The sequence below is a fragment of the Massilia sp. 9096 genome (genome assembly GCF_000745265.1).
Lineage (GTDB): Bacteria > Pseudomonadota > Gammaproteobacteria > Burkholderiales > Burkholderiaceae_D > Telluria.
On sequence record NZ_JQNN01000001.1, the window covers coordinates 1,311,238 to 1,336,035 of the forward strand.

22 protein-coding genes and 3 tRNA genes are annotated in these 24,798 nt (G+C 66.9%); 15 read left to right on the forward strand and 10 right to left on the reverse strand.

All coding sequences use genetic code 11. From position 1 onward, the window contains the following. Positions 1-8: 8 nt before the first annotated feature. Positions 9-398: a hypothetical protein gene (locus FA90_RS05735; protein ID WP_036166847.1), complete on the reverse strand. Its 390-nt coding sequence runs from the start codon at positions 396-398 to the stop codon at positions 9-11. 142 nt (positions 399-540) lie between these two features. Between FA90_RS05735 and FA90_RS05740 the strand changes: the two genes are divergently transcribed. From FA90_RS05740 to FA90_RS05755, 4 genes are all read left to right on the forward strand, one after another. Then, positions 541-1,791, forward strand: a complete 1,251-nt coding sequence (locus FA90_RS05740; protein ID WP_051971466.1) for a TIGR03862 family flavoprotein — start codon at positions 541-543, stop codon at positions 1,789-1,791. A 113-nt stretch (positions 1,792-1,904) separates the two neighbouring features. Further along, a complete protein-coding gene (locus FA90_RS05745; RefSeq protein ID WP_036166850.1) occupies positions 1,905-2,297 on the forward strand; it encodes a DUF2946 domain-containing protein in 393 nt (130 codons plus the stop codon). Positions 2,298-2,459: 162 nt separating this feature from the next. After that, the gene (locus FA90_RS05750) at positions 2,460-4,616 is read left to right on the forward strand and encodes a TonB-dependent siderophore receptor (protein WP_036166853.1); all 2,157 of its coding nucleotides are present in this window, start codon (positions 2,460-2,462) and stop codon (positions 4,614-4,616) included. Position 4,617: 1 nt separating this feature from the next. Then, the gene (locus FA90_RS05755; protein ID WP_051971467.1) at positions 4,618-6,066 is read left to right on the forward strand and encodes a PepSY domain-containing protein; all 1,449 of its coding nucleotides are present in this window, start codon (positions 4,618-4,620) and stop codon (positions 6,064-6,066) included. A gap of 28 nt (positions 6,067-6,094) precedes the next feature. On the opposite strand, the gene FA90_RS05760 is transcribed toward FA90_RS05755, so the two are convergent. The 6 genes from FA90_RS05760 to hpnC all read right to left on the reverse strand — a co-directional run bounded on the left by FA90_RS05760 (position 6,095) and on the right by hpnC (position 11,269). Continuing rightward, entirely contained in the window at positions 6,095-6,904 is an 810-nt protein-coding gene (locus FA90_RS05760; RefSeq protein ID WP_036166856.1) for a head GIN domain-containing protein, read from the reverse strand. Between the two features lies 1 nt (position 6,905). Further along, complete coding sequence (locus FA90_RS05765; RefSeq protein ID WP_051971468.1) at positions 6,906-7,883, reverse strand: DUF1700 domain-containing protein; 978 nt, start codon at positions 7,881-7,883, stop codon at positions 6,906-6,908. 30 nt (positions 7,884-7,913) lie between these two features. Further along, positions 7,914-8,048: a hypothetical protein gene (locus FA90_RS27490; RefSeq protein ID WP_275041308.1), complete on the reverse strand. Its 135-nt coding sequence runs from the start codon at positions 8,046-8,048 to the stop codon at positions 7,914-7,916. A gap of 137 nt (positions 8,049-8,185) precedes the next feature. Further along, a complete protein-coding gene (gene hpnE / locus FA90_RS05770) occupies positions 8,186-9,562 on the reverse strand; it encodes a hydroxysqualene dehydroxylase HpnE (RefSeq protein WP_036166859.1) in 1,377 nt (458 codons plus the stop codon). After that, positions 9,549-10,382, reverse strand: coding sequence for a presqualene diphosphate synthase HpnD (gene hpnD / locus FA90_RS05775; RefSeq protein ID WP_036166862.1), 834 nt, complete (start codon positions 10,380-10,382; stop codon positions 9,549-9,551). The genes hpnE and hpnD overlap by 14 nt, the downstream gene beginning before the upstream one ends. Before the next feature lie 77 nt (positions 10,383-10,459). Beyond that, positions 10,460-11,269, reverse strand: a complete 810-nt coding sequence (gene hpnC / locus FA90_RS05780; RefSeq protein ID WP_036166865.1) for a squalene synthase HpnC — start codon at positions 11,267-11,269, stop codon at positions 10,460-10,462. A 330-nt stretch (positions 11,270-11,599) separates the two neighbouring features. Here hpnC and FA90_RS05785 point away from each other — a divergent pair. The 11 genes from FA90_RS05785 to FA90_RS05830 all read left to right on the forward strand — a co-directional run bounded on the left by FA90_RS05785 (position 11,600) and on the right by FA90_RS05830 (position 21,711). Beyond that, positions 11,600-11,686, forward strand: a tRNA-Leu gene (locus FA90_RS05785). Positions 11,687-11,717: 31 nt separating this feature from the next. Next, positions 11,718-13,058 carry a trigger factor gene (tig, locus tag FA90_RS05790; protein WP_036166869.1) on the forward strand — a complete coding sequence of 447 codons (1,341 nt, stop codon included), beginning with the start codon at positions 11,718-11,720 and terminating at the stop codon, positions 13,056-13,058. 194 nt (positions 13,059-13,252) lie between these two features. Beyond that, positions 13,253-13,870 (forward strand): ATP-dependent Clp endopeptidase proteolytic subunit ClpP, encoded by a 618-nt coding sequence (gene clpP / locus FA90_RS05795; RefSeq protein WP_036166872.1) that lies wholly within the window; start codon positions 13,253-13,255, stop codon positions 13,868-13,870. A gap of 159 nt (positions 13,871-14,029) precedes the next feature. Next, positions 14,030-15,298 carry an ATP-dependent Clp protease ATP-binding subunit ClpX gene (gene clpX / locus FA90_RS05800; protein WP_036166874.1) on the forward strand — a complete coding sequence of 423 codons (1,269 nt, stop codon included), beginning with the start codon at positions 14,030-14,032 and terminating at the stop codon, positions 15,296-15,298. 268 nt (positions 15,299-15,566) lie between these two features. Then, positions 15,567-17,981, forward strand: coding sequence for an endopeptidase La (gene lon / locus FA90_RS05805; RefSeq protein WP_036166876.1), 2,415 nt, complete (start codon positions 15,567-15,569; stop codon positions 17,979-17,981). Positions 17,982-18,064: 83 nt separating this feature from the next. Next, positions 18,065-18,406, forward strand: coding sequence for a hypothetical protein (locus FA90_RS27635; protein WP_156116601.1), 342 nt, complete (start codon positions 18,065-18,067; stop codon positions 18,404-18,406). A gap of 112 nt (positions 18,407-18,518) precedes the next feature. Further along, positions 18,519-18,797: a hypothetical protein gene (locus FA90_RS27640; protein WP_051971470.1), complete on the forward strand. Its 279-nt coding sequence runs from the start codon at positions 18,519-18,521 to the stop codon at positions 18,795-18,797. A gap of 243 nt (positions 18,798-19,040) precedes the next feature. Then, positions 19,041-19,313, forward strand: coding sequence for an HU family DNA-binding protein (locus tag FA90_RS05815; RefSeq protein WP_036166878.1), 273 nt, complete (start codon positions 19,041-19,043; stop codon positions 19,311-19,313). 90 nt (positions 19,314-19,403) lie between these two features. Beyond that, positions 19,404-19,480: transfer RNA gene (locus FA90_RS05820), tRNA-Asp, on the forward strand. A 153-nt stretch (positions 19,481-19,633) separates the two neighbouring features. Beyond that, positions 19,634-19,710, forward strand: a tRNA-Asp gene (locus FA90_RS05825). A gap of 84 nt (positions 19,711-19,794) precedes the next feature. Further along, complete coding sequence (locus FA90_RS05830; RefSeq protein WP_036174325.1) at positions 19,795-21,711, forward strand: SurA N-terminal domain-containing protein; 1,917 nt, start codon at positions 19,795-19,797, stop codon at positions 21,709-21,711. 73 nt (positions 21,712-21,784) lie between these two features. Here the strand turns inward: FA90_RS05830 and FA90_RS05835 are convergent, their stop codons facing one another. The 3 genes from FA90_RS05835 to FA90_RS05845 all read right to left on the reverse strand — a co-directional run bounded on the left by FA90_RS05835 (position 21,785) and on the right by FA90_RS05845 (position 24,789). Continuing rightward, positions 21,785-22,810, reverse strand: coding sequence for an SDR family NAD(P)-dependent oxidoreductase (locus FA90_RS05835; RefSeq protein ID WP_051971471.1), 1,026 nt, complete (start codon positions 22,808-22,810; stop codon positions 21,785-21,787). 268 nt (positions 22,811-23,078) lie between these two features. Then, a complete protein-coding gene (mnmH, locus tag FA90_RS05840; RefSeq protein ID WP_036166880.1) occupies positions 23,079-24,134 on the reverse strand; it encodes a tRNA 2-selenouridine(34) synthase MnmH in 1,056 nt (351 codons plus the stop codon). Positions 24,135-24,168: 34 nt separating this feature from the next. Next, positions 24,169-24,789, reverse strand: coding sequence for an arylesterase (locus FA90_RS05845; protein WP_239700556.1), 621 nt, complete (start codon positions 24,787-24,789; stop codon positions 24,169-24,171). Between the last annotated feature and the right edge of the window lie 9 nt (positions 24,790-24,798).

The window sequence follows — 24,798 nt, forward strand, 5'->3', positions numbered from 1 at the left end:
GCTTTTGTTCATTCTCGCTCACGCCACGCGCGCGTGGCGCAGACCAGCGCGAAGCTGCCGGCCAGCGCGATCCACACGGCGAACATCGACAGCCTGGGGTAGCCGGCGGTCTCCAGGAAGCCGTAGCTGAAGCTCAGCGCCGCGGTGATGGCGGCGGCCAGCGCGACGTTTTCCAGCAGGCGCACGCGCTGGTACTCGTCGATGCGCGCGGCGTGGCGCACCAGCGCGCGGATCATCAGGGCGAAGCCGATCATCGGCGCCAGCAGGACCAGGGAGCGGGGCAGGCCCTCGTCCATCGGCCGGCCGAAGCGGATCGATGCGAGCAGCAGCAGCGCGTACACCGCCAGCGACACGAGCAGCTCGAGGTTGTAGGCACGCGAGACGCGTTTCTCGTACATGGCTTCCTCCTGATGTAAAGTATGCTTTACATCGTAGGCGCGCCTGGGGAGGATGTCAAGCTCCCTTTACATCGTTTGTTCGCGCCTTTTTCCGGCTCGTGCACTACAATGCCCGGTTTCCGGTTTTCCCATCCGTCCCGCCATGAACGTCACTCCTACCGCAACGCGCCGCGCCATCGTCGTCGGCGCCGGTCCCGCCGGCCTGATGGCGGCCGAAGTCCTGGCCGCGGGCGGCGTGCAAGTCGACGTGTACGACGCGATGGCGTCGTGCGGCCGCAAGTTCCTGCTGGCGGGCAAGGGCGGCATGAACATCACGCACTCGGAGGACATCGACGCTTTCAAGGGCCGCTACGGCGTACGCCGCGGCGAGGTGGCGCGCTGGTTAGAGGGCTTCACGCCGCAGCAGGTGCGCGCATGGATCCACGGCCTGGGCATCGACACCTTCGTCGGCAGCTCGGGGCGCGTGTTCCCGACCGACATGAAGGCGGCGCCGCTGCTGCGCGCCTGGCTGCACCGTCTGCGCGAAGCCGGCGTGCGCTTGCACATGCGCCATCGCTGGACCGGCTGGCGCGACGGCCGGCTGGTGTTCGCCACGCCCGAGGGCGAGCGGCTGGGAAGCGCCGCCGCGACCGTGCTGGCGCTGGGCGGCGCCAGCTGGTCGCGCCTCGGTTCGGACGGCGCCTGGGTGCCGCTGCTGCGCGAACGCGCGGTCGAGGTGGCCGACCTGGTGCCGATGAATTGCGGTTTCGAGGCCGACTGGAGCGAACACTTCCGCGAGCGCCATGCCGGCGCGCCGCTCACCACCGTGGCGCTCGGACTGGACGGCGAGGATGGCCGCATCGCCTGGCGCAAGGGCCAGTTCGTGGTCACCGCGACCGGCATCGAGGGCAGCCTGGTGTACGCGCTGTCCGGCGCGATCCGCGACCGCATCGCGCACGCCGGCCAGGCCACGGTCCGGCTCGACCTGCTGCCCGACCACGGCCTCGAGCGCGTGCTGGAGGAAGTGACACGTCCGCGCGGCTCGCGTTCGCTGTCGAGCCATCTGCAAAGCCGGCTCGGCATCGCCGGCGTGAAGGCCGGCCTGCTGCGCGAATGCCTGGGCAAGGCGGAATTCGCCGATCCGGTGCGGCTGGCGCACGCGCTCAAGGCCCTGCCGCTGACCCTGCTGCGCGCGCGCCCGATCGACGAGGCGATCAGCAGCGGCGGCGGCGTGCGCTTCGAAGCGCTGGAGGGTGCGGGCGGCATGCTGCGCGCGCTGCCCGGCGTGTTCGTGGCCGGCGAGATGGTCGACTGGGAAGCGCCGACCGGCGGCTACCTGCTCACCGCCTGCTTCGGCAGCGGACGGGCGGCCGGACAGGGCGCGCTCGACTGGCTGCGCGGCGCGCAGGCCTGACCGCAGACTCGCCCGGGCCGACGCGCGCAGGCACACGCGCGTGCACACGTATACGCGTGCGCGCGGCGCCACGCTTCGAAATGCGGCCGGCGCGCTTCCGCTATAATTGTCATATGCACAAACTCGTCAAACAAAAGGTCGCCTGGATCTGGATCGCCGCACTGGCCATCCTGTTCAGCGCCCTGGCGCCGACGATTTCGCACGCGATGGCGGCGGCCGCCCCGGCGGACGAGGAAGTGCAGGTGTGCACGATGGAAGGCATGAAGACCATCGTCATCGCCAATGGCCCGGCCCGCAAGTTCGATCCGCACCGCTTCGAGCACTTCCTCGAGCATTGCCCCTACTGCGCCGTGCACGCCGGCCCGGCGCTGCTGCCTTCGCCGCTCCAGAGCGTCTTCGCGGCGCCGCTGGCCCGCCCGGCCCATCCACCGCTGTTCTACCAGTCGATCGCGCCGCTGTTCGCCTGGACCCCTTCGAGTCCGCGCGGGCCGCCTGCCTCCGTCTGAATCCATCCCTGTTTGCCGCCGTGACGCTTTATCGCATCCGCAAGGACGCGCTTTGCGTGCGCGCCAATGCATGCCGCATCGTGCGTGGCAGTCTTTGCCGGCCCGCGACGCCATGCTGACGCGCGCCGTGCGGCGTCGATGAATCCAGTTCGAGGAACCCCAATGTCCCAACCCATCCGCCTGTCCAACGCTTCCGGTAACACCCGCGCCACGCCGATCGCCGTGGCCCTGTCGTTTGCTTTCCCTTTTGCCCTCGCTTCCCATATGGTGCCGGCGCGCGCCGGCGACGAGACCGCCCCCCAGGCGCTGCCGACCGTGACCGTGCACGGCGCCGCCGAGGGCTACCAGGCCGCGAGCGCGGCCAGCACCACCCGCAGCGACGCCCCGCTCAAGGACCTGGCGGCCTCGATCCAGGTGGTGCCGCACGAAGTCCTGAGCGACCGTGGCGTCACCCGCACCGACCAGCTGCTGGAAAACGTCAGCGGCGTGCTGGCCGAGTCGACCTACGGCGGCAATGGCGCGACCTTCTTCAACATCCGCGGCTTTTCCGAAAACAACGGTTTGCGCGACGGCTTCCGCGACTATGGCTACCTGGCCTTCCGCGATGTCCAGAACATCGAGCGCGTCGAAGTCTTCAAGGGTCCGGCCGGCGCCTTGTACGGCGGCGTCGGCGCCGTCGGCGGGTACGTCAACACGGTCTCCAAGCGTCCGCAAGCGGAGGATTTCGGTCAAGTCGCCCTGACCGCCGGCAGCTACGGCCTGTACCGCGGCATGCTCGACGTCAACCGCGCGCTGGACAGCGGCCTGTCGATACGCCTGAACGGCGCGGTCGAAAAGAACCACGGCTACCGCGACGATGCCGGGTACGACTCCTGGTCGCTGGCCCCGGCGATCAGCTGGACCGACAAGCGCGGCACCTCGATCGTGTTCCTGGCCGAGTTCAACCATCTGAGCCGGGACGGCTTCGACTTTGGCGTGCCGAACATCGCCGACTACCGTGCGCTGCCGCCGACCCGCTACTACGGCCTGCGCGACGGCATGGCGCCGGGCGCCGCCGGCGACTATGGCAGGAACGGCACCCAGGCCGCGTCGCTGCTGTTCGAGCACGCGCTGAATGACGATTGGAAGCTGCGCATGGCCGCGCATTACGCCTATGCGCACCAGCGCTCGCAGCAGAGCTTTCCGAACCTGGACGGCTACACCGGCGGCAATCTGCTCGACTATTCGGTGTACAGCGCCGCCAACGAAGCCTCGCGCCAGTACGACGTGCAGGCCGAGCTGGCCGGGCGCGTGCTCGCGGCCGGGCTCAAGCATAACCTGCTGGCCGGCATCGACTACGGCTACCTCGAGCAGGGCGGCGCCGGCTCGCCGGTGGCGACGCTGACGCTCGACCTGTCCAACCCCGCCGCGCTGTTCCCGCTGGCGCCGACGTCACCGGCCGGGCCCTACCACCAGGCCCAGGGCAAGGACTTGGGCGTGTACCTGCAGGACCTGGTCGACCTCGCACCGCAATGGAAGCTGCACCTGGGCCTGCGCGCCGACCGCTTCGAGAACCGCGAGCTGCTGGGCGGCGCCGAAGTCGCGCGCAGCTCGCAGAACGCCGTCTCGCCGCGCATCGGCGTGGTCTGGCAGCCGGACGAGCGCACCTCGCTGTTCGCCGACTGGAGCCGCAGCCACGCGCCGAACGTCGCCCACGGTGTCAGCACCAGCACCTACGACGCCGAGATCGGCCAGCAGACCGAGGCCGGCGTCAAATACGAATTCGTCAAGGACCGCCTGAATTCGACGCTGGCGATCTTCAACCTCGAGCGCGAGAACATCCTGACGGCCGATCCGACGGACCCGATGCGCGAAGTCCTGACCGGCAGGCAGCGCAGCCGCGGGCTCGAATTCGACGTCGCCGGCACGCTGGCGCCGAACTGGAAGCTGATCGCCAGCTACACCTGCCTCGACGCCACGGTCGTGAGCGACAACGTGCTGCCGGTCGGCGACGCGCTGTCGAACGTGCCGCGCCACCACGCCAGCGCCTGGAGCACCTACGAATTCCAGGCGCCCGCCTTGCACGGCTTGGGCGTCGGTGCCGGCCTGTACTACGTCGGCGCGCGCGAAGCCAACCTGCCCAACACCTGGCGGTTGCCGGGCTACGTGCGCGCCGACGCGGCCGTGTACTACCAGGCCGGCCGCTGGCGCACCCAGTTGAACTTTACCAACCTGTTCGACCGCCGCTATTACACGGGCGGTTCGGCGAGCGTCTTCAACTACACGCTGGCACCGAGCCAGCCGTTCTCTGGCCAGCTGACCGTGGCCTACCGCTTCTGAGATGAGCAGCCCATCTTCGATCGAGGCGGCGCGCCGACCCTGGCTCGACTACGTCAGCGTGTGGCGCTGGCATTTCTACGCCGGCCTGTTCTGCATGCCGTTCTTTTGCTGGCTGGCGATCACCGGTTCGGTCTACCTGTTCCGCCCGGATATCGAGGCGATCCTGGACCGGCCCTACGAGGCGCTGGTGCTGGACGGGCCGCGCGCGGCGCCCTCCAGCGAAGTGCGCGCCGCGCTCGCCACGCTGCCGGGCGCCGCGTTCGACCATTACGAGCCGCCGGCGACCCCCACCGGCGCGGCGCAGGTCGTGCTGCGCCGCGATGGCCAGCCCGTGCGGGTCTACGTCCACCCGCGCACGCTGCAGCCTCTGAAGACGATCCGCGACGACGACCGCATCATGGACGTGGTCTCGCACCTGCACGGCGAACTGCTGCTCGGGCCGCGCGGCTCGATGCTGGTCGAACTGGCCGGTTCCTGGGGCGTGATCATGATTCTCAGCGGCCTGTATCTCTGGCTGCCGCGCGACCGATGGCGCCTGGCCGGGATGGTCTATCCGCGTCTCGAACAGCGCGGGCGCGCGTTCTGGCGCGACCTGCACGCGGTGGCCGGCCTGTGGATCTCGCTGGTGACCTTGTTCCTGCTGCTCAGCGGCCTGCCGTGGTCGGCCAACTGGGGCAACTACCTGACCTGGGCGCGCAATCACTGGGCCGCCACGCGCGGCGCGCCCGACTGGACCATCGGCGGCGAGGCGCCCGGTCCGCAGCGTTCGACCGCCACCGCGTCGGGCGAGCCGGCCGAGGATGCGATGGCCAGCATGCCCGGCATGAGCGCCGCCGAGATGGCGGCCATGACCCCGCGGTCCGGCGGCCACGACATGGCGCACCCAGACCAGAGGCAGGATCTGCGCCCGCTCGACCGCCTGGTCCCGCTCGCCGCGCGCCTGCAGCTGGCGCGCCCGGTGTGGATCGCGGCCCCGGCCGCGGGCGTGCGCGACTGGTCGATCTCGTCGCACGCCCAGAACCGGCCGCAGCGCATCACCTACAGCGTGGCGCCGGCCAGCGCCGCCGTCACCGCGGTGCAGGGCTTCGCCGACCAGAACATCGTCGACCGCGTCGTCAACGTCTCGGTGGCGGCGCACGAGGGCCAGCTGTTCGGACGCGCCAACCAGGCGATCCTGCTGCTCAATGCGATCGGGATCGTCCTGATCACGGTGAGCGGCGTGGTGATGTGGTGGCGCCGCCGCCCGGCGCGTTCGCTGGGCGCGCCGCCGCAGTCGAAGCGGACCACGGGGCGGGCGCGGCCGCCGGCTTCGCTGATCGCGGCGGTGCTCCTGCTGGCGCTGCTGCTGCCGCTGTTCGGCGCTTCGCTGCTGCTGGTGCTGCTGATCGAGTGCACGCTGCTGCGCGGCCTGCCGTCGGCGCGCCGCTGGCTGGGGCTGCGCCAAAGCTGAGGCGCGGCATGCCACGCCACGCCGTGCTTCAGTCGTGGAAGGTGACGCTGCCGCTGCCGCTGCGTGTGACGGTCCTGCGGTCGGGATTGCCGTACACGGCGATGTCGCCGCTGCCGGTGAGCGTCACCTCGGCCTGGCGGCGCGCGTAGATGCTGCTGCTGCCGGAGCCCTGGTGGGTCAGCGTCGCGACCTCGGCGCGCAGGTGGCGCGCGTCGAGCTGGCCCGAGCCTTGCACCCCGGCGTTCAGCGATTGGGCGGCGCCGACCAGGGTCAGGCTGCCCGAACCGGTCAGTTCGGCGTTCATCGCTTCGCAGTTGCCGCCGGTGAGTTCGAGGTCGCCGCTGCCGTGCACGCCGACGTGGACGATGCGGTAGCGGCCGTTGAAGCGCATGCTGCCGGTGCCGTCCATCGACAGCGCCAGGCGCTCGCCGGAAAAGCCGCTGACCGTGTGCTCGCCGCTGCCGTTGATGCGCAGCGTGCTCAGTGCCGGCAGCGTGACGCGCACCTCGATCGGCTGGCGGTGGCGCAGCAGGATGCCGCGCGGGGCGATGCGCAGCGTGTCGCCGTCGATCGTGGTGTCGACGTTGGCCAGCACGCGCTGCTCGCCGCGCACTTCCAGCGCCGGCGCCGGGCCCTGGCGCAGCACCAGGTTGAATGGACCGCTGAGTTCGACCGTGCCGGGGCTGCGGTCGAGCGGGCGGCTTTCGCTGGCCGCCAGGCGGTTGCCTGCAGCAAGCGCGCCGCTGGCGACCTGGGCGCGCAGCATGCTGTACGAGATCCCGATCAGCAGGAAGGCGAGCAGCAGCAGCGTGAAGCCGGTCTTGAGCAGGGCACGCATGTCAGCCTCCGTGGCCGCGCAAGAGCGACCAGTTCATGTGCAGGTAGCGCTTGAAGCCGATCCAGGTGTAGCGCGTGACGGTCAGGGCCAGCAGGCACAATCCGATCCCGCCCAGCACCATCGCGAAGCCGAACGCGGTCTGGGCGCTGCGCGAGCCGGCGTCCATGCCGGTGCTGATGCGCACGGTGCTGTCGGCCATCGCCTCGGCGCCGCGCAGCACGCGCGAGCGGGCGCGGCGTTCGCGCGCACGCGCGCTGCCGGTGTCGTCGTCGCCGGCCTCGTCGTCGTTACCTGCGCTGTTGTCGCCGGCGCGGTCGTCGGCGCGGTCGTCGGCCAGGGCCGGCGCGCGTTCGGGATGCACGTTGATGCCGCGCTCGCCGATGTCGATGCGCAGCTGGCGCGGGCGGCCGTCGTCGGCGCTGATGTCGGCGAAACGGGTCGGCCAGTCGAGCACCAGCTCGTTGGTGCCGGCCAGGCCGCTGGCGGTGGTGGCGATGCCGGCCAGGTAGAACGTCAGTGCGCACACGTACACCGCGGCCAGCAGCGCCGACACCACCAGCGCCGGCACCAGCATGAACAGGTTGAACACGGCCAGGCCCGCGCCCGACACCAGCATGCGCAGCATGCGCGCCGGGTTGCGCATCCCGGTTCCGCCCTTGACCGCGAACGATGCGTTCGGCGCTGCAGGCGCTGCCGGCGCGGCTGCCGCAGCTCCTGCCGCTCCAGCCGCTCCAGCTGCTCCTGCCGCCGCGCCGGCGCCGAGCGACTGCAGATGCGCGCTGGTGCGCAGCGCGAGCGCGACCTGGTTCGGGTCGTCGAGTTCGCGCCCGACGTCGAGCTCGTCGCGCCCGGCCGCTTCGCCATCGACGAAGCGCTGCTCGTAAGCGGCCAGGGTGCGCGCCTGCATCTCGGGCGGCAGGCCCAGCATGGAGCGCTTGAGGGCATTCAGGTAGTCGAGTTTTCCCATCGTGGCGTTCATCGATCCTTCATCGGCATTCGCGGCGCCGGCTCAGCTGCCCGCCAGCACCAGCAGCGTCTCGAGGGCCGGGTGGCCACCGGCCAGCGCCGGATGCACCAGGACCACGGTGGCCGCGGTCACGACGGCCAGGAGCAGCAGGGTGCGCACGCCAAGAGTCAGGTTCATTGCCTATCCGTTCACAGGGGTTTCGATGCTGCCACTGTAAGCAAGGCGCCCGGACGCGGCCACTGCCGTGCGACAAACTGCGTTTTTCGCGGGGCAGGCGGTTGCCCGCGCCGACGAGGGGCACGCGGCGTCATCGCTCATTGGCCGCCCTTTGCCGGCGCGGCTGCCAGCGCCGCCGCCAGGCCGCTGCGCACCGCCGACTCCAGCGTGGCCGGATAGTCGCTGGCGGTATAGTCGCCGGCCAGCAGCAGGCCACGCGGGCCGCTGTCGACGCCGGGGCGGTCCAGGTCCGGCGTGCAGGCGAAGGTGGCGCGCTTTTCGGCGATCACCTGGGTCCACGCCGGCAAGCCGAGCGCCGCGTTCCCGAAGGCCTCGGCCAGCTGGCGCGCCACCGCCTCGGCGAGCAGCGCCTGCTCGAGCGCGATGGCGCGGCCGGCGCTGCTGACCACCACCGCCAGCAAGCCGTCCTGGCTGGCGTCGAGCTGGCCGCGGTCGAAGGCGAACTGGCCCCAGGCGCCGGCGTCCGGATCGTCGAGCAGGGCGCAGAAGGGCAGCGGCAGCCGCGTTCCGGGCGCATATTGCAGGTAGACCGTGCAGATCGGCTCGTAGGCGAGGGCCTCCAGGCGGCCGACCAGGCTTGCCGTGCCGGCCAGCGGGCGCAGCAGCGACGCGCTCTGCCAGGGCGCGGTGGCCAGCACCACGGCGTCGTACCGTGCGTCGACTCCGCCGGCGCGCACGCTCCAGCCTCCGTCTTCCAGCGGTGCGATCGACTCGACCCGGCTGCCCAGCAGCACGCGCGCGCCGGCCGCCTCCAGGTGGCGCCGCGCCGCCTGCGGGAACAGTTCGTCGAGCAGCACGCGCGGCAGCAGCATGTCCGACGCCGCGCGTTTCGCGCCCAGGCTGTCGCGCAGCACCGCCAGGAACACGCGCGCCGATGCCTGCGCCGGGTCGGTGTTGAGCGCCGCGATGCACAGCGGGCGCCACAGCAGCCGGTACAGGCGCGGGGTCTGGTCGAAGCGCTCCAGCAGTTCGATGACGCTGCAGTCGTTTTTCAGATGCCAGTCCATCCAGCGCGCGCTGGTGGTGAAACGCGCCAGCGCCAGCTTGTCGGCGCGCTCCAGCCCCTGCGCGCGCAGCAGCGCCACCAGCACGTGCAGCGGCGCCGGCAGGCGCGGCGCGGCGAAATCCAGCAGGGCAGGGGCGTCGTGACCGGCGGCGGGCGGATAGCGCATCTGCAGCGGCAGGCGCAGCATCGTCTGATTCGGGTCGAGGCCGACGCGCCGCATCAGCCCCAGGCTGTCGCGGTAGGCGCCGAGCAGGATGTGCTGGCCATTGTCCAGCACGCGTCCGCGCGCCTGCACCGCGCGTGCGCGTCCGCCCAGCGCGCGCGCCGCCTCGTGCAGCGTGACCTCGCAGCCGCGCGCGCTCAGCTCGAGCGCCGCCGCGCAGCCGGCCCAGCCGCCGCCGATCACGGCGACGCTGCGCCGGGCGGTGCCGGTCTTAGTTGCGGACATAGGTCTTCCACGCCAGCCACAGCTTGCGCAGCGGCGTCAGGGAAATCTTCTGGTTCAGTACATGAAAGCCGTCGCGCTCGATCTCGTCGAGCAGCGTGCGGTAGATCGCCGCCATCATCAGCCCCGGGCGCTGCGCGCGCCGGTCCTGCTTCGGCAGCAGCGCCAGGGCTTCGTCGTAGAAGCCCTGGGCGCGTTCGGCCTGGAACTTCATCAGCGCGACGAACTTGTCGGTGTGGCGGAAGCTCATGATGTCGGCCGCGGTCACGCCGAACTGCTGCAGTTCGTTGACGGGAAGGTAGATGCGGCCCTTGCGCGCATCCTCGCCGACGTCGCGGATGATGTTGGTCATCTGGAACGCCAGGCCGAGCTTTTCGGCATACTCCAAGGTCCGGGGATCGGTCACGCCGAAGATGCTGGCCGACAGGATGCCGACCACGCCGGCCACGTGCCAGCAGTACTTGCGCAGGCCCGGCCAGTCCAGGTAGCGCGACTGGTCCAGGTCCATCTCCATGCCGTCGACGATGGCAAGCAAGTGTTCCTGCTTCAGATCGAAGGCTTGCAGGTGGGGTTTCAGGGCCTGGCTGACCGGATGGGTCGGCGCGCCGGCGTACAGCTGGGCGATCTCGCCGCGCCACCAGGCCAGCTTGATGCGCGCCACCGAGGGGTCGGTGGTTTCGTCGACGATGTCGTCGACTTCCCGGCAAAAGGCATACAGCGCCGTGATCGCGCGGCGCCGCTCGGGCGGCAGGAACAGGAAGCTGTAATAGAAGCTGGAGCCGCTTTGGACGGTCTTTTGTTGGCAGTATTCGTCGGGGGACATATCGTAGTGTTGGTGTTGGCCCGCTATATTAGCCGATGGCAGATGGGCGATGGCGGATCGGGTGGTCGCAGCCGCGTTTACATCCGGGCCGCGCGCCACAGCAGCATCACCCAGTCGACTTTGCCGAGCTGCGGGCGGTGGCGGAACACGTCGTAGCGCGCCGCTTCGATGGCTTCCAGGATGCGCAGGCCGCCCTGCACGACCAGGCGCAGCTCCCAGCCGATGCGGCCCGGCAGGCGCGTGGCCAGCGGCGCACCCTCGAGCATCAGCGCGCGCGCCCGCTCGACCTCGAAGCGCATCAGCGCCTCCCAGGCCGGCCCGGTGCGCGCCTGGCGGATGTCGTCCTCGCCCACGTTGAAACGCGCCAGATCCTCGAGCGGCAGGTAGATCCGGCCCTTGTCGATGTCGATCGCCACGTCCTGCCAGAAGTTGATCAGCTGTAGGGCGCTGCAGACCGCATCGGACTGGCGCAGGCTCAGGGCGTCGACTTCGCCGTACAGCGCCAGCATCAGGCGCCCGACCGGATTGGCCGAGCGTCGGCAATAGTCGAGCAGCAATGCATAGTCGGCATAGCGTTTGGTGACCACGTCCTGCTTGAACGCGCTGAGCAGGTCGCGCAGCGGCTGCAACGGCAGGCGGTATTGTTCGATGGCCGCGGCCAGGCGCGTCCACATCTGGGCGGCCGGCGGCGCGCCGGCGTCGATCATGTCAAGCGCCTCCTCATACCCCTGCAGCGCGGCCAGGCGCTCGTGGGGCAGGGCGTCGCCCTCGTCGGCGATGTCGTCGGCGCTGCGCGCGAAAGCGTAGATGGCCTCGACCGCCGGCACCAGGCGGCGCGGCAGCAGGATCGAGGCGACGGGGAAGTTTTCGTAATGGTCGACGGCCATGAGCAGGAATCTGGATTGAGCGGCCATTATAATTGCTGGGTTGTCGATCCGGACAGATTGGCGAACCGGCAAGCGCGTCGGTGTGGCACGCTGATTCTTCGGCGAAAAATTGCCAGTCGCGCACGGTATTAAAAAACTGGCCAATCGTGTCAGAAAATCCAGTAAAATATCGGGTTGAAGTTGTAGCCCCTAAGCAAAAAGGGTGTCGAACACCGTCATTGGCGGCATTCAATGCGACGCGCGTGCGGTTATCGGGATACCCGTGAGGCGTGCAGGGCGGCCGGTATTCAGTCGGGCGCCCTTTGTTTTTGTGGCAAGAAGCAATCCTGAGCGAGGATGGCGAAATTGGTAGACGCACCAGGTTTAGGTCCTGACGCCAGCAATGGTGTGGGGGTTCGAGTCCCCCTCCTCGCACCACGAATAATTATTTTTTTGGACGATTTTTACAATGGCAACTGCAGTCGAAAACCTGGGTAAACTCGAGCGTCGCTTGACGATTACTTTTCCGCTGAGCGACGTTCGTACGGAAGTTGAAAAGCGCCTCAAGAAGCAGGCCAAGACCGCGCGCGCTCCGGGCTTCCGTCCGGGCAAGGTGCCGCTCAAGATGGTCGCTGCCCAGTACGGCTTCCAGATCGAGTCCGACGTGCTGAACGACAAAGTCGGCCAGGCCTTCGGCCAGGCTGCCGACGAAGCCCAGCTGCGCGTCGCCGGCATGCCGAAAATCGAGCCGAAACAGGACGCGCCGGAAGGCATGCTGGCCTTCGACGCGACTTTCGAAGTCTATCCGGAAGTGTCGCTGCCGGACCTGGCGAGCGTCGAAGTCGAGACCGTCAAGGCCGACGTGTCGGACGCCGAAATCGACAAGACCATCGACATCCTGCGCAAGCAGCGCGTGCACTACCACACCAAGGGTGAATCGGGCGAGCACGGCGACGGCGGCGAAGCCGTGGCCGCTGATGGCGACCGCGTGACCGTGGACTTCACCGGCACCATCGACGGCGTCGAGTTCGATGGCGGCAAGGCGGAAGACTACGCCTTCGTGCTGGGCGAAGGCCGCATGCTGCCGGAATTCGAAGCCGCCACCATCGGCCTGAAAGTCGGCGAGAGCAAGACCTTCCCGCTGGCCTTCCCTGAGGATTACCACGGCAAGGACGTGGCCGGCAAGACCGCCGAGTTTACCATCACCCTGAAGAAGCTGGAGTGGGCGCACATGCCGGCAGTCGACGAGGAATTCGCCCGCTCGCTGGGCATCGAAGACGGCAGCGTCGAGAAGATGCGCGAAGACATCAAGGTCAACCTGGAGCGCGAAGTCAACGCCCGCATCAAGGCGCGCAACAAGGAAACCGTGATGGACGCCCTGGTCAAGCACACCGAAATGGACGTGCCGCAAGTCATGGTCGCCCAGGATTCGGAGCGCCTGGCCGAGCAGACCCGCCAGGACATGGCCCAGCGCGGCATGGACGTCAAGAGCCTGCCGTTCCCGGCCGACCTGTTCGCCACCAAGGCCGAGCGCCGCGTGCGCCTGGGCCTGATCCTGTCGCAGCTGGTCCAGGAAAACAGCCTGCAAGCCAGCCAGGACCAGGTCAAGGCCCAGATCGAAGACTTCGCACAAAGCTACGAAGATCCGAAGGAAGTGCTGAAGTACTACTACAGCGACCGCCGCCGCCTGGGCGAGATCGAAGCTCTTGTATTGGAAGAAAACGTCGTTAACTATGTGCTGGGCAAGGCAAAGGTGACGACCAAGGACATCGGCTTCGACGAGCTGATGGGCAGCGCCGCCCAGGCTTGAGACTGAAACGGTCTCAGGCTTCCTTGCCGGGAGCCCTTTGACGCCGCCGCGCACCGTTTGCGACCGTACGCAGGATCCCGCGCCTGCCGCTGTACAATAACAGCGGTAGGCAGTTCAGGAGCCGCGTGCGGCCAGCGACCGGATCGCGGGCCGTCGGGGGCTCCCTTAACTTTTCTGAAAGGACATTGGCAGGTATGAATCATAATCCGGCATTGGATACCCAAGCCCTCGGCCTCGTGCCGATGGTGATCGAGCAGAGCGGCCGCGGCGAGCGCGCCTATGACATCTACTCGCGCCTGCTGAAGGAGCGAGTCATTTTCCTGGTCGGCCCTGTCAACGACCAGATGGCCAACCTCATCGTGGCCCAGCTGCTGTTCCTGGAGAGCGAGAATCCGGACAAGGACATCTCGCTGTACATCAACTCCCCGGGCGGTTCGGTCTCGGCCGGCCTGGCGATCTTCGATACGATGAACTTCATCAAGCCGGACGTCTCGACCCTGTGCACCGGCCTGGCTGCGTCGATGGGCGCCTTCCTGCTGGCCGCCGGCGCCAAGGGCAAGCGCTTCTCGCTGCCGAACTCGCGCGTGATGATCCACCAGCCGTCCGGCGGTTCGCAGGGCATGGCGTCGGACATCGAGATCCAGGCCAAGGAAATCCTGTACCTGCGCGAGCGCCTGGCGCGCATCATGGCCGACAATACCGGCCAGACGATCGAACAGATCCACAAGGACACGGACCGCGACCGCTTCATGTCGTCGGACGAAGCCGTGGAATACGGGCTGATCGACAAGGTGCTGACGAACCGCGCCTGACACGCTTTTTTGAGCCATCCTTAGCTGTTGCTCAAATACGCCCGGACGCGACAGCGCTTCGGGCGTTTATTTTTCATTTGCGGTAGCATGGAGACGTGCGCTCTTGTTGCGCCCCCGTATTAGCGTTATATTCGAAGCAATTCAACAGAAACCTGCCCCATGTCTGACAAAAAATCTTCCAGCGGCGAAAAACTCCTGTACTGCTCGTTCTGCGGCAAGAGCCAGCACGAGGTCAAGAAGCTGATCGCCGGACCTTCGGTCTTCATCTGCGACGAGTGCATCGACTTGTGCAACGACATCATCCGCGATGAGACCTCGAACGTGGAATCGGTGGCGGGTGCCAAGTCCGACCTGCCGACGCCACACGAGATCGCCGAACTGCTCGACCAGTACGTGATCGGCCAGCAGACGGCCAAGCGCATCCTGTCGGTGGCGGTGTACAACCATTACAAGCGCCTCAAGCACCTGGGCAAGAAGGACGATATCGAGCTGTCCAAGAGCAATATCCTGCTCGTCGGCCCGACCGGTTCCGGCAAGACCCTGCTGGCCCAGACGCTGGCGCGCATGCTCAACGTGCCGTTCGTGATCGCCGACGCCACCACGCTGACCGAAGCCGGCTACGTGGGCGAGGACGTCGAGAACATCATCCAGAAGCTGCTGCAGAGCTGCAATTACGAAGTCGAGAAGGCGCAGCGCGGCATCGTCTACATCGACGAAATCGACAAGATCTCGCGCAAGTCCGACAACCCGTCGATCACGCGCGACGTCTCGGGCGAGGGCGTGCAGCAGGCGCTGCTGAAACTGATCGAGGGCACCATGGCTTCGGTACCGCCGCAAGGCGGTCGCAAGCACCCGAACCAGGATTTCGTCCAGATCGACACGACCAACATCCTGTTCATTTGCGGCGGCGCGTTCGACGGCCTCGACAAGGTGATCCAGAGCCGCTCGGAAAAATCGGGCATCGGTTTCGGCGCCAGCGTCAAGAGCCAGACCCAGCGGTCGGTCAGCGACGTGCTGATGGAAGCGGAACCGGAAGACCTGATCAAGTTCGGCCTGATTCCCGAGCTGGTCGGCCGCCTGCCGGTCGTCGCGACCCTGGCCGAACTGACCGAGGATGCGCTGATCCAGATCCTGGTCGAGCCGAAAAACGCCCTGATCAAGCAGTATTCGAAGCTGCTCGACATGGAAGGCGCTGAACTCGAAATCCGTCCGGCCGGCCTGCATGCGATCGCCAAGAAAGCGCTGGCACGCAAGACCGGTGCACGCGGCCTGCGTTCGATCCTGGAACACGCGCTGCTGGACGTGATGTACGAATTGCCGAGCCAGCAAAACGTCGTGAAAGTCGTGATCGATGAAAACACGATCACGAACGGCGCAAAGCCTTTGCTGATTTACAGCGAAAGCCCAAAAGCCGCCGGAGAAAATTAAAAAATTTCCCGACGCAAACACAACAAAGGTATTGAATCGCCCCGTTGAGACGGTACAATAAATCTCGACAAAAGGCGGTTTCCCACGAAAAGCCACTCGTGACCGCGGTCTCGACGTGGCTTTTTTATTCGAAAAACGTGTTTTTGTTGAAACGGCTATACTCCAGGCCTAGTTATAGAACTTTTATCTGGAGAAATATTTATAGGGCCGGTCTTGTGTTTTGGGGGTGTGCTCCCACATCGAAAACACGCTTTCTATAAGGTATGCCATGACAACTTCTAAATTGACCGAGCAAACGACACTGCCGCTGCTGCCGCTGCGCGATGTGGTGGTGTTTCCGCATATGGTGATACCGCTTTTCGTCGGCCGTCCCAAATCCATCAAGGCGCTCGAAGCCGCGATGGAACAGGGTAAGAGCATCATGCTCGCTGCTCAAAAGGCAGCTGCCAAAGACGAACCCTCGGCCGCAGACATCTACGACATCGGCTGCGTGGCCAATATTCTGCAAATGCTGAAGCTGCCCGACGGCACCGTGAAGGTGCTGGTCGAAGGCGCGCAGCGCGCCCGTATCAATCACATCACCGATGGCGCCAGCCACTTCATCTCCGACCTGACGCCGATCAATTCGGAAGTCGGCGACGATTCCGAAGTCGAGGCCATGCGCCGCGCCATCGTCCAGCAGTTCGACCAGTATGTCAAACTGAACAAGAAAATCCCGCCCGAGATCCTGGCTTCGCTGGCCGGCATCGACGACGCGGGCCGCCTGGCCGACACCGTCGCGGCCCACCTGCCGCTGAAACTCGAACAAAAGCAGGTGATCCTCGAGATCTTCAACGTCGCCAAGCGCCTCGAGCACCTGCTCGGCCAGCTGGAAGGCGAGCTCGACATCCTGCAAGTCGAGAAGCGCATCCGCGGCCGCGTCAAGCGCCAGATGGAAAAATCGCAGCGCGAGTACTACCTGAACGAACAGGTCAAGGCGATCCAGAAAGAGCTGGGTGAAGGCGAAGATGGCGCCGACATCGAAGAGCTCGAGAAGAAAGTGATCGCTGCCAAGATGCCGAAAGAGGCGATGGAAAAGGCGCAGGGCGAGATCAAGAAGCTCAAGATGATGTCGCCGATGTCGGCCGAAGCCACCGTCGTGCGCAACTACATCGACACCCTGGTCGGCCTGCCGTGGCGTAAGAAATCGAAGGTCACGATCGACCTCGAGAAAGCCCAGGAAGTGCTCGAGTCCGACCATTACGGCCTGGACAAGATCAAGGAACGCATCCTCGAGTACCTCGCGGTGCAGCAGCGCGTCGACAAGCTGAAAGCCCCGATCCTGTGCTTCGTCGGTCCTCCGGGTGTCGGCAAGACCTCGCTGGGCGAGTCGATCGCCCGTGCGACCGGCCGCAAGTACGTGCGCATGGCGCTGGGCGGCGTGCGCGACGAGGCCGAGATCCGCGGCCACCGCCGTACCTACATCGGCTCGATGCCGGGCAAGGTGCTGCAATCGCTGTCGAAAGTCGGCGTGCGCAACCCGCTGTTCCTGCTCGACGAGATCGACAAGATGGGCGCGGACTTCCGCGGCGATCCATCCTCGGCCCTGCTCGAAGTGCTCGACCCGGCGCAGAACCACACGTTCTCCGACCACTACGTCGAAGTCGACTTCGACCTGTCGGACGTGATGTTCGTGGCGACCTCGAACTCGTTCAACATCCCGCCGGCACTGCTGGACCGGATGGAAGTGATCCGCCTGTCGGGTTACACCGAGGACGAGAAGACCTCGATCGCGCAGCGCTACCTGCTGCCGAAGCAGATCAAGGCCAATGGCTTGAAGGACGAGGAGATCAAGGTCGAAGAGGCCGCGATCCGCGACATCATCCGTTACTACACCCGTGAAGCGGGCGTGCGTTCGCTCGAGCGCGAAGTGTCGAAGATCTGCCGCAAGGTGGTCAAGATGCTGCTGCTCAAGAAGGACGGCAAGCGCGTCGTCGTCGGCGCCAAGAACCTCGACAAGTTCCTCGGCGTGCGCCGCTACGATTTCGGTGCGGCGGGCAAGGAAAACCAGATCGGCCAGGTGGTCGGCCTGGCCTGGACCGAGGTGGGAGGCGACCTGCTGACCATCGAAGCCGTGGGAGTGCCTGGCAAGGGCGCGGTGATCCGTACCGGTACGCTGGGCGACGTCATGAAGGAATCGATCGAAGCCGCGCGCACCGTGGTCCGTTCGCGTGCACCGCGCCTGGGCATCAAGAGCGAGGTGTTCGAGAAGACCGACATCCACATCCACGTGCCGGAAGGCGCGACGCCGAAGGACGGTCCGTCCGCCGGTATCGCGATGACCACCGCGCTGGTGTCGGTGTTCACCGGCATCCCGGTCCGCGCCGACGTCGCCATGACCGGCGAGATCACGCTGCGCGGCGAAGTCCTGCCGATCGGCGGCCTGAAGGAAAAACTGCTGGCGGCGCAGCGCGGCGGCATCAAGACCGTGCTGATCCCCGAGCAGAACGTGAAGGACCTGGCCGACATTCCGGACAACGTCAAGAACAAGCTCGAGATCGTGCCGGTGCGCTGGATCGAGAAGGTGCTCGAAGTTGCCCTGGAACGCCAGCCGGAGCCGATCGTCGACGTGCCGGCGGTGCCGGTCGCGCCGGCCGCCCCGGCCGCCACGGCCGAAGGTCCGGGCGGCGTGGTCAAGCACTGATCGTCGTCATCCGACGGGCGCCCACGCGGCGCCCTATGCAAGGCGCCCATGCGGCGCCTTTTTTTATGCCCAGGACCCGGAACATGCGCCTCGCCAGACTCGAACCCGAGACAAACCCGGCCGCGGACAAGCTCGGCGCCGGGGTCTGCAAGATCGTCGCGGTGGTGATCGTCGGCCCGCTGCTGGCGCAGCTGGACGCGACCATCGTCAACGTCTCGCTGTCGAACCTGGCGCAGGAACTGCACACGACGCTGTCGACGATCCAGTGGTCACCAGCGCCTATCTGCCGGCCCCGACCCTGGTGCTGCCCGCGAGCGGCTGCCTGGTCGATCGCGCCGGGGCGCGCGCCGTCTATCTATAGTGCTTCGCGCTGTTCACCGCCAGCCCGGCGCTGTGCGCGCTGGCCTGGTCGGCGCCCTCGCTGATCGGGTTCCGCATCCTGCAGGGCGTGGGCGGCGGCCTGCTGGCGCTGTTCTGGCGCGTGCAGAGGCGCAAGGGCAAGCATGCCTTGATCGACCTCGGCCAGTTCGCAACCGCGTGTTCAACGTGGCCGCGGCCGCACAGTTCCTCACCAACGGCGTGTCGTTTGCGGGACAGATGCTGATCCCGCTGTTTCTGATCGAGGCGTGCGGACAATCGCCGGCCGCGATGGTGTGGCTGCCGGCGCCGCTCGGGCTGGCGATGATGGTCAGCTATCCGTCGCCCGGCGCACCGGTCGCGCATTTCGGGCCGCGCGCGGTTGCGCTGGCCGGCGCGGCGCTGGCGCTGGCGCGGGCCGGGACGCGGGCGCTGGCCTGCAGGCCGGGCGCCCGCTGATCTTGCCGCTGTTGCCGCCGGCGTTGTTCATGCGCGGGATCAGCCAGGGCGCGCGCACCGGCGCGTGATCGAGTGGCTTGCAAGCAACTGAACGCGGTCTATGCGGTGCGGATGCGGCTCCGAGGCATACCCGGCTTGACACAAGGCATTTCCGAAATGTCTAATACGCCCTTACGGTTTGCCAGCGGTCAATTTCTGACGTAAAAAAACAAGCCGTGTCCAGAACGTGAACGAGGGAAGAGAGTGAACAAAACTGAACTGATCGAAGAAATCGCGAAGTCCGCGGACCTGACCAAAGCCTCTGCGGCGCGCGCCCTCGATGCGATGATCGACGCCGTGACCCAGACCCTGAAGAACAACGACAGCGTGACCCTGGTGGGTTTCGGCACCTTCACCGTGGGCGAGCGCGCCGCGCGCACCGGCCGCGATCCGCGTACCAAGGAAGCCATCACGATCAAGGCCGCCAAGGTCCCGAAATTTAAGGCTGGCAAAGCCCTGAAAGATGCAGTAAACTAATGCCTCCGCTGCGCTGACACGCAGCAGGAAGCATCCTGGACCGTTGTGGGTTCCCGGCCGGTCCGGATGACGCAGTACCCAGTATTTCGTGGAGCGGTAGTTCAGTTGGTTAGAATACCGGCCTGTCACGCCGGGGGTCGCGGGTTCGAGTCCCGTCCGCTCCGCCACGAATTTAGTCGCCGTAGCGACGTCCCTGCGGACGTCGCGGTCGGGGCTCGAAGGGATTCGCTTGCAAGCGAATCCGCGGCCGGCCGCAGGTCGGCGAGTCTCCCGATTCTTCGGCGCTAAGCAGTAAAGTGGCTAAGAAATGCAAAGATTTTGGAGCGGTAGTTCAGTTGGTTAGAATACCGGCCTGTCACGCCGGGGGTCGCGGGTTCGAGCCCCGTCCGCTCCGCCAGACTGTCGAGAAAGGGCGAACCCACGGTTCGCCTTTTTTTTTGCGGTTTTTTTGAAACGCATCTTCAACCTTGATTGGCTGACCATGTTTGAATTTATCCGTAATCACCAGCGCCTGATGCAGTTCCTGCTGTTGCTGCTGATCCTGCCGTCTTTCGTGCTGGTGGGCGTGAGCCGTTACAACGACCGTGGCAGCGACAGTGGCGTGGCCACCGTGGACGGGCGCGAGATCACCCGCCAGGAATGGGACAACGCGCAGCGCCGCGAGATCGACCAGGCGCGCCAGCAGATGGGCGCCCGCTTCGACCAGAAGCTGTTCGATTCGCCGGAAGCCAAGCAGGCCATTCTCGACAACCTGGTGGCCGAGCGCGCCGTCAACGCCGAGGTGACCCGCGAGCACCTGACCGTCAGCGACGCCGCGCTGCAAAAGGCCATCCTGGACATCCAGGCCTTCCGCAAACCCGACGGCAGCTTCGACATGGACCAGTACAAGGCCGCGCTGGCCGCCCAGGGCATGACCCCGGAGATGTTCGACGCGCGCATGCGCCACGACATGGCGGTGCAGCAGCTTGCCGCCGGCGTCCAGGCGACCGCGTTCGCCCCGCGCAGCGTCGCCGCGCGTCTGTCGGACCTGAACGACCAGCAGCGCCAGGTTCAGGAACTGCTGTTCCCGGCCGCGAACTACGCGGCCCAGGTCAAGGTCACCGACGATATGGTCAAGGCCTACTACGACAAGCATCCGGAGCAGTTCCAGGTGCCGGCCACGGTCAAGGCTGAATACCTGGTGTTCGACCAGGCCGCCGTCGAGAAGGCGGTGACGGTGTCCGACGCCGAGATCCTCGATGCCTACAACAAGGGCAAGGCGCGCTTCTCGACCCCGGAGACGCGCAACGCCAGCCACATCCTGATCACGGTCGCCAAGGACGCGCCGGCGGCGGCCGATGCCGCGGCCAAGGCCAAGGCCGAAGCGATCCTCGCCGAGGTGAAGAAGAACCCGAACGATTTCGCCAGGATCGCCAAGGCGCAGTCGCAAGACCCGGGTTCGGCCGAACTGGGCGGCGACCTCGGCAACATCGGAAAGGGTGTGTTCGCCAAGCCGGTCGAAGACGCGATCTATAGCCTGAAGGAAGGTGAGATCGGCAACCTGGTCAAGTCGGAGTTCGGCTACCACATCGTCAAGGTCACCAAGGTCGTGCCGGCCGCGCAGCAGACGCTGGAACAAGCCAAGCCGCAGATCGTCGCCGAGCTGAAAAAGCAGAAGATGTCGGCCAAGTACACCGAACTGGCCGACAGCTTCGCCAACACCATCGAAGACCAGTCCGACAGCCTGAAGCCGGCCGCGGACAAGCTCGACCTGAGCATCCAGACCGCCGACGGCCTGACCGCCACGCCGAACCCGGCACTGGGCGCTTCGCCGGTCAACAACGAGAAGTTCCTCAAGGCGATCTTCTCGAACGACGCCCTGACCAACAAGCGCAACACCCAGGCGATCGAAGTCGCGCCGAGCACCCTGGTGGCTGGCCGCGTGGTCGAGTTCAAGCCGGCTTCCAAGCGCTCGCTGGCCGAAGTCGCAGGTAGCATCCGCCAGCGCGTGACCCAGGAGGAAGCGGCACGTCTGGCGCGCCAGGCCGGCGAAGCCAAGCTCGCGGCGGCCAAGGGCGGCGACGCCGCCGGTTTCGGCGAGGCCAAGACCCTCTCGCGCACCCAGCAGCCGCCGATCAACCCGGCCGCCGCGCTCGCGGTGCTCAAGGCCGACGTCAGCAAGCTGCCGGCCGTGGTGGGCGTCGACATCCCGAACGTGGGCTACGGCGTGTACCGTATTACCCAGGTCACCCAGCCGGCCCAGCCGGACGTGACGCGCCGCCAGCAGGAGGCGCAGGAAATCGGCCGGGCCGTCGGCAGCGCCGAGATGTATGGCTACGTCGAAGCCCTGAAGCACAAGGCCAAGGCCAAGGTCAACGTCAAGGCCGCCGATCTCGGCGCCACCAAGAACGACGACTGACCGGGCCCGTCCCGCCAATGTCGAAAAGCCCGGCCGCGCGAGCGGACCGGGCTTTTTTCATGGGGCCGGGGCCTTAAGCCGTATAGTGCGCGCTGTCGCCCGCCGTGACGTCATAGGTCGAACCGGAGATGCGGGCCGCCTCGTCCGAGGCCAGGAACACCGCCACCGGCGCGATGTCGGCCGCGTCCAGCCAGGGCAGGTGCATCGGGCTCTGCTTGGCCAGGCCGGCCGCGACCTCGTCGATCGACGGCGGCTGCGCCGGCGGTTCCGAGTGCTGGATCTCGGCGATCGCGCCCTTCAGGCGGGTCGGGTTGCGCGTCAGCAGGGTGTCCACCAGGCCCGGTTCGATGCAGTTGACGGTGATGCCCTTGTCGGCCAGTTCGAGCGACACCGACTTCATCAGCCCGATGATGCCCCATTTCGAGGCCGAGTAGCTCGAGCCGTTCTTCCAGCCCTGGCGGCCCTGGCGCGACGCGATCATCAGGATGCGGCCGTTCTTGCGCGCCACCATCGACGGCGCGAAGGCGCGCACCGTGTTGGCATAGCCGTTCAGGTTGACGTCGATGACGTCGCGCCACTCGTGGTCGTCCATCTCGATCAGCGGCTTCATGGTCTGGATGGCGGCGTTGGCGATCACGATGTCGATCTTGCCGAATTCGTGATTCGCGCGGTCGGCAGCCTTGCGCAGCGCGGCGACGTCGCGCACGTCGGCCACCACCGGCACGAACTTGCGGCCGTAGCCCTGCACCAGGCGCGCTGTCTCGTCGAGGTCGGCGCGCGAGGACGGCGTCGCCTCGGAAATCGCGCTGACCGGGCCGGCGATGTCGATGCCCATCACGTCGGCACCCTCGGCGGCAAAGGCCACCGCCAGCGCGCGCCCGATACCGCGCGCGGCGCCGGTGATCACCACCGACTTGCCTTGCAGGCGGCCTTTCTTTTGCACCTTGATGTCGCCCGGCGGCGCCATCGGCACGGCGCCGGCAGCGTTGCCGGTTGCGCCGGCGGCTGCGGCCGCGCCGGCGGCTGCGCTCATCAGGAAAGCGCGGCGTCCAATTTGTTGATTCGAGTCCTGCTGGGGCAGGGAATCCGGAGTTTCCATTGTATTTACCTCCCTATTGATTCGGTTTAGAAGTAATTTCGTCAATTTACTTCAGCGAGTATAGGGAAGGGCGGACAGGGCGGGCGCTCGCTAGCGCAGCGCCGCCATCAGGCGATGCTGCCGTGCTCCAGCGGCTATTCGGTGGGTCGGCGATGCCGGTGAAGCATGCCATGACGCAGCTCCGGGTGTCTTGCCGGCGCAGGATAGCGCGGCCACGCGCACGCGCGCACGGCCGGGCGCGTGCAGGCCTGCACCCGGGGCGCGTGGATCAGGCCGCGTGCAGCGTACGCGCGGCGGCCAGGAAATCGTCCTGGCCGATGCCGGGCAGGACCAGCGCTTGCGCCTGAGGATACTGGACGAAGTTGCGGTCGATCGAGCGCAGGTAGGCCGGGTCGTAGTGCTGCACCAGCAGCTGGTCGACCAGTTCCGGCATGCCGCCGCCGTGCGCCAGCTCGCGCCAGGCGTCGATCCTGGCGCGCCCGTGCAGTTGCACCAGGTGCTCGAGCTGGACCAGCAGGGCGTCCGGGTCGCGCGCGAAGTGCTGGTAATCCTCCATCAGCAGGTCGACCCGCTTGGGACGATCGAGCTGCAGCGCGATGCAGGGCGCGGCGCGCATGCGTTCCATGACGGCCTCGGGCACGCGCAAATTGCCCACCTTCTTGCTCTCGGACTCGACGAACACCGGACGCGCCGCATCGAAACGGCGCAGCTTGTCCCAGATCTCGGTCTCGAAGCGCTTCTGGCTCGGCTGCGGTTCGCCCGGGAGCTGGCCCAGCACCGAGCCGCGGTGGGCGGCCAGGCGTTCCAGGTCGAGCACCTGGGCGCCGATCGACTCCAGCGTCTCGAGCAGGCGGCTCTTGCCGCTGCCGGTGGTGCCGCAGATCACCCGGAAGTCGAGTTCCGGCGGGGTGTCCAGCGCGCCGTTGACGTAGTTGCGGAAGGCTTTGTAGCCGCCGTCGAGCTGCACCACCGGCCAGCCGACCTTGGCCAGGATGTACGCCATCGAGCCGCTGCGGTTGCCGCCGCGCCAGCAGTAGACCAGCGGCTTCCAGTCTTTCGGTTTGTCGGCGAACAGCGTGTCGATCGCGTGCGCGATATTGCGCGCGACCAGCGGCGCGCCGATCTTTTTCGCCTCGAATGCGCCGACCTGCTTGTAGGTGGTGCCGACCAGGATGCGCTCCTCGTCGTTCAGCACCGGGCAGTTGATGGCGCCGGGGATGCGGTCGAGCGCGAACTCGGACTCGCTGCGCGCGTCGATGATGGTATCGAAGGCGTCGAGTTGGGGCAGGATGTCGGCAAAGCTCAGGACGGCGGGGTATTTCATTGTCGTTGTTGTATCGCGTTGGATGGGCGCGCTGTTATCGTTTGAGGAGCGGCGCCAGTTGGGGCCAGATATTGTTGAGGATGGTCGGATGGGCGGTCGCCAGCGGATGCAGGCGATCGGCCTGGAAATTGGCCGGCACCAGCGCCACGCCGTCCAGCATGAACGGCACCAGCGGCACCTTTTCCTGCGTCGACAGGTCCGTGTACATGCCGGCGAAGCGGTCGGTGTAGGCGCGGCCGTAGTTGGGCGGCATGCGCATGCCGACCAGCAGCACCTTGGCGTGCGCCTGTTCGGCCATGTCGACCATCGCGCGCAGGTTGTCCTCGGCCGATTTCACCGGCAGGCCGCGCAGGCCGTCGTTGGCGCCCAGTTCCAGCACCACCACGTTCGGATGGTGCTGGGCCAGCAGGGCCGGCAGGCGCGAGCGGCCGCCGCTGGTGGTGTCGCCGCTGATGCTGGCGTTGACGATGGTGGCGTCGATCTTTTCGGCGCGCAGGCGCTGGTCCAGCAGCGCGACCCAGCCGGTGCCGCGCACCAGCCCGTACTCGGCCGACAGGCTGTCGCCGACCACCAGAATGGTTTTTGGTGCAGAATACGCGTTCCCGGCGGCGGCCAGCGCGAAGGCCGCGCCCAGGCCGACGATCCATTTCTTCATATGAGCAAG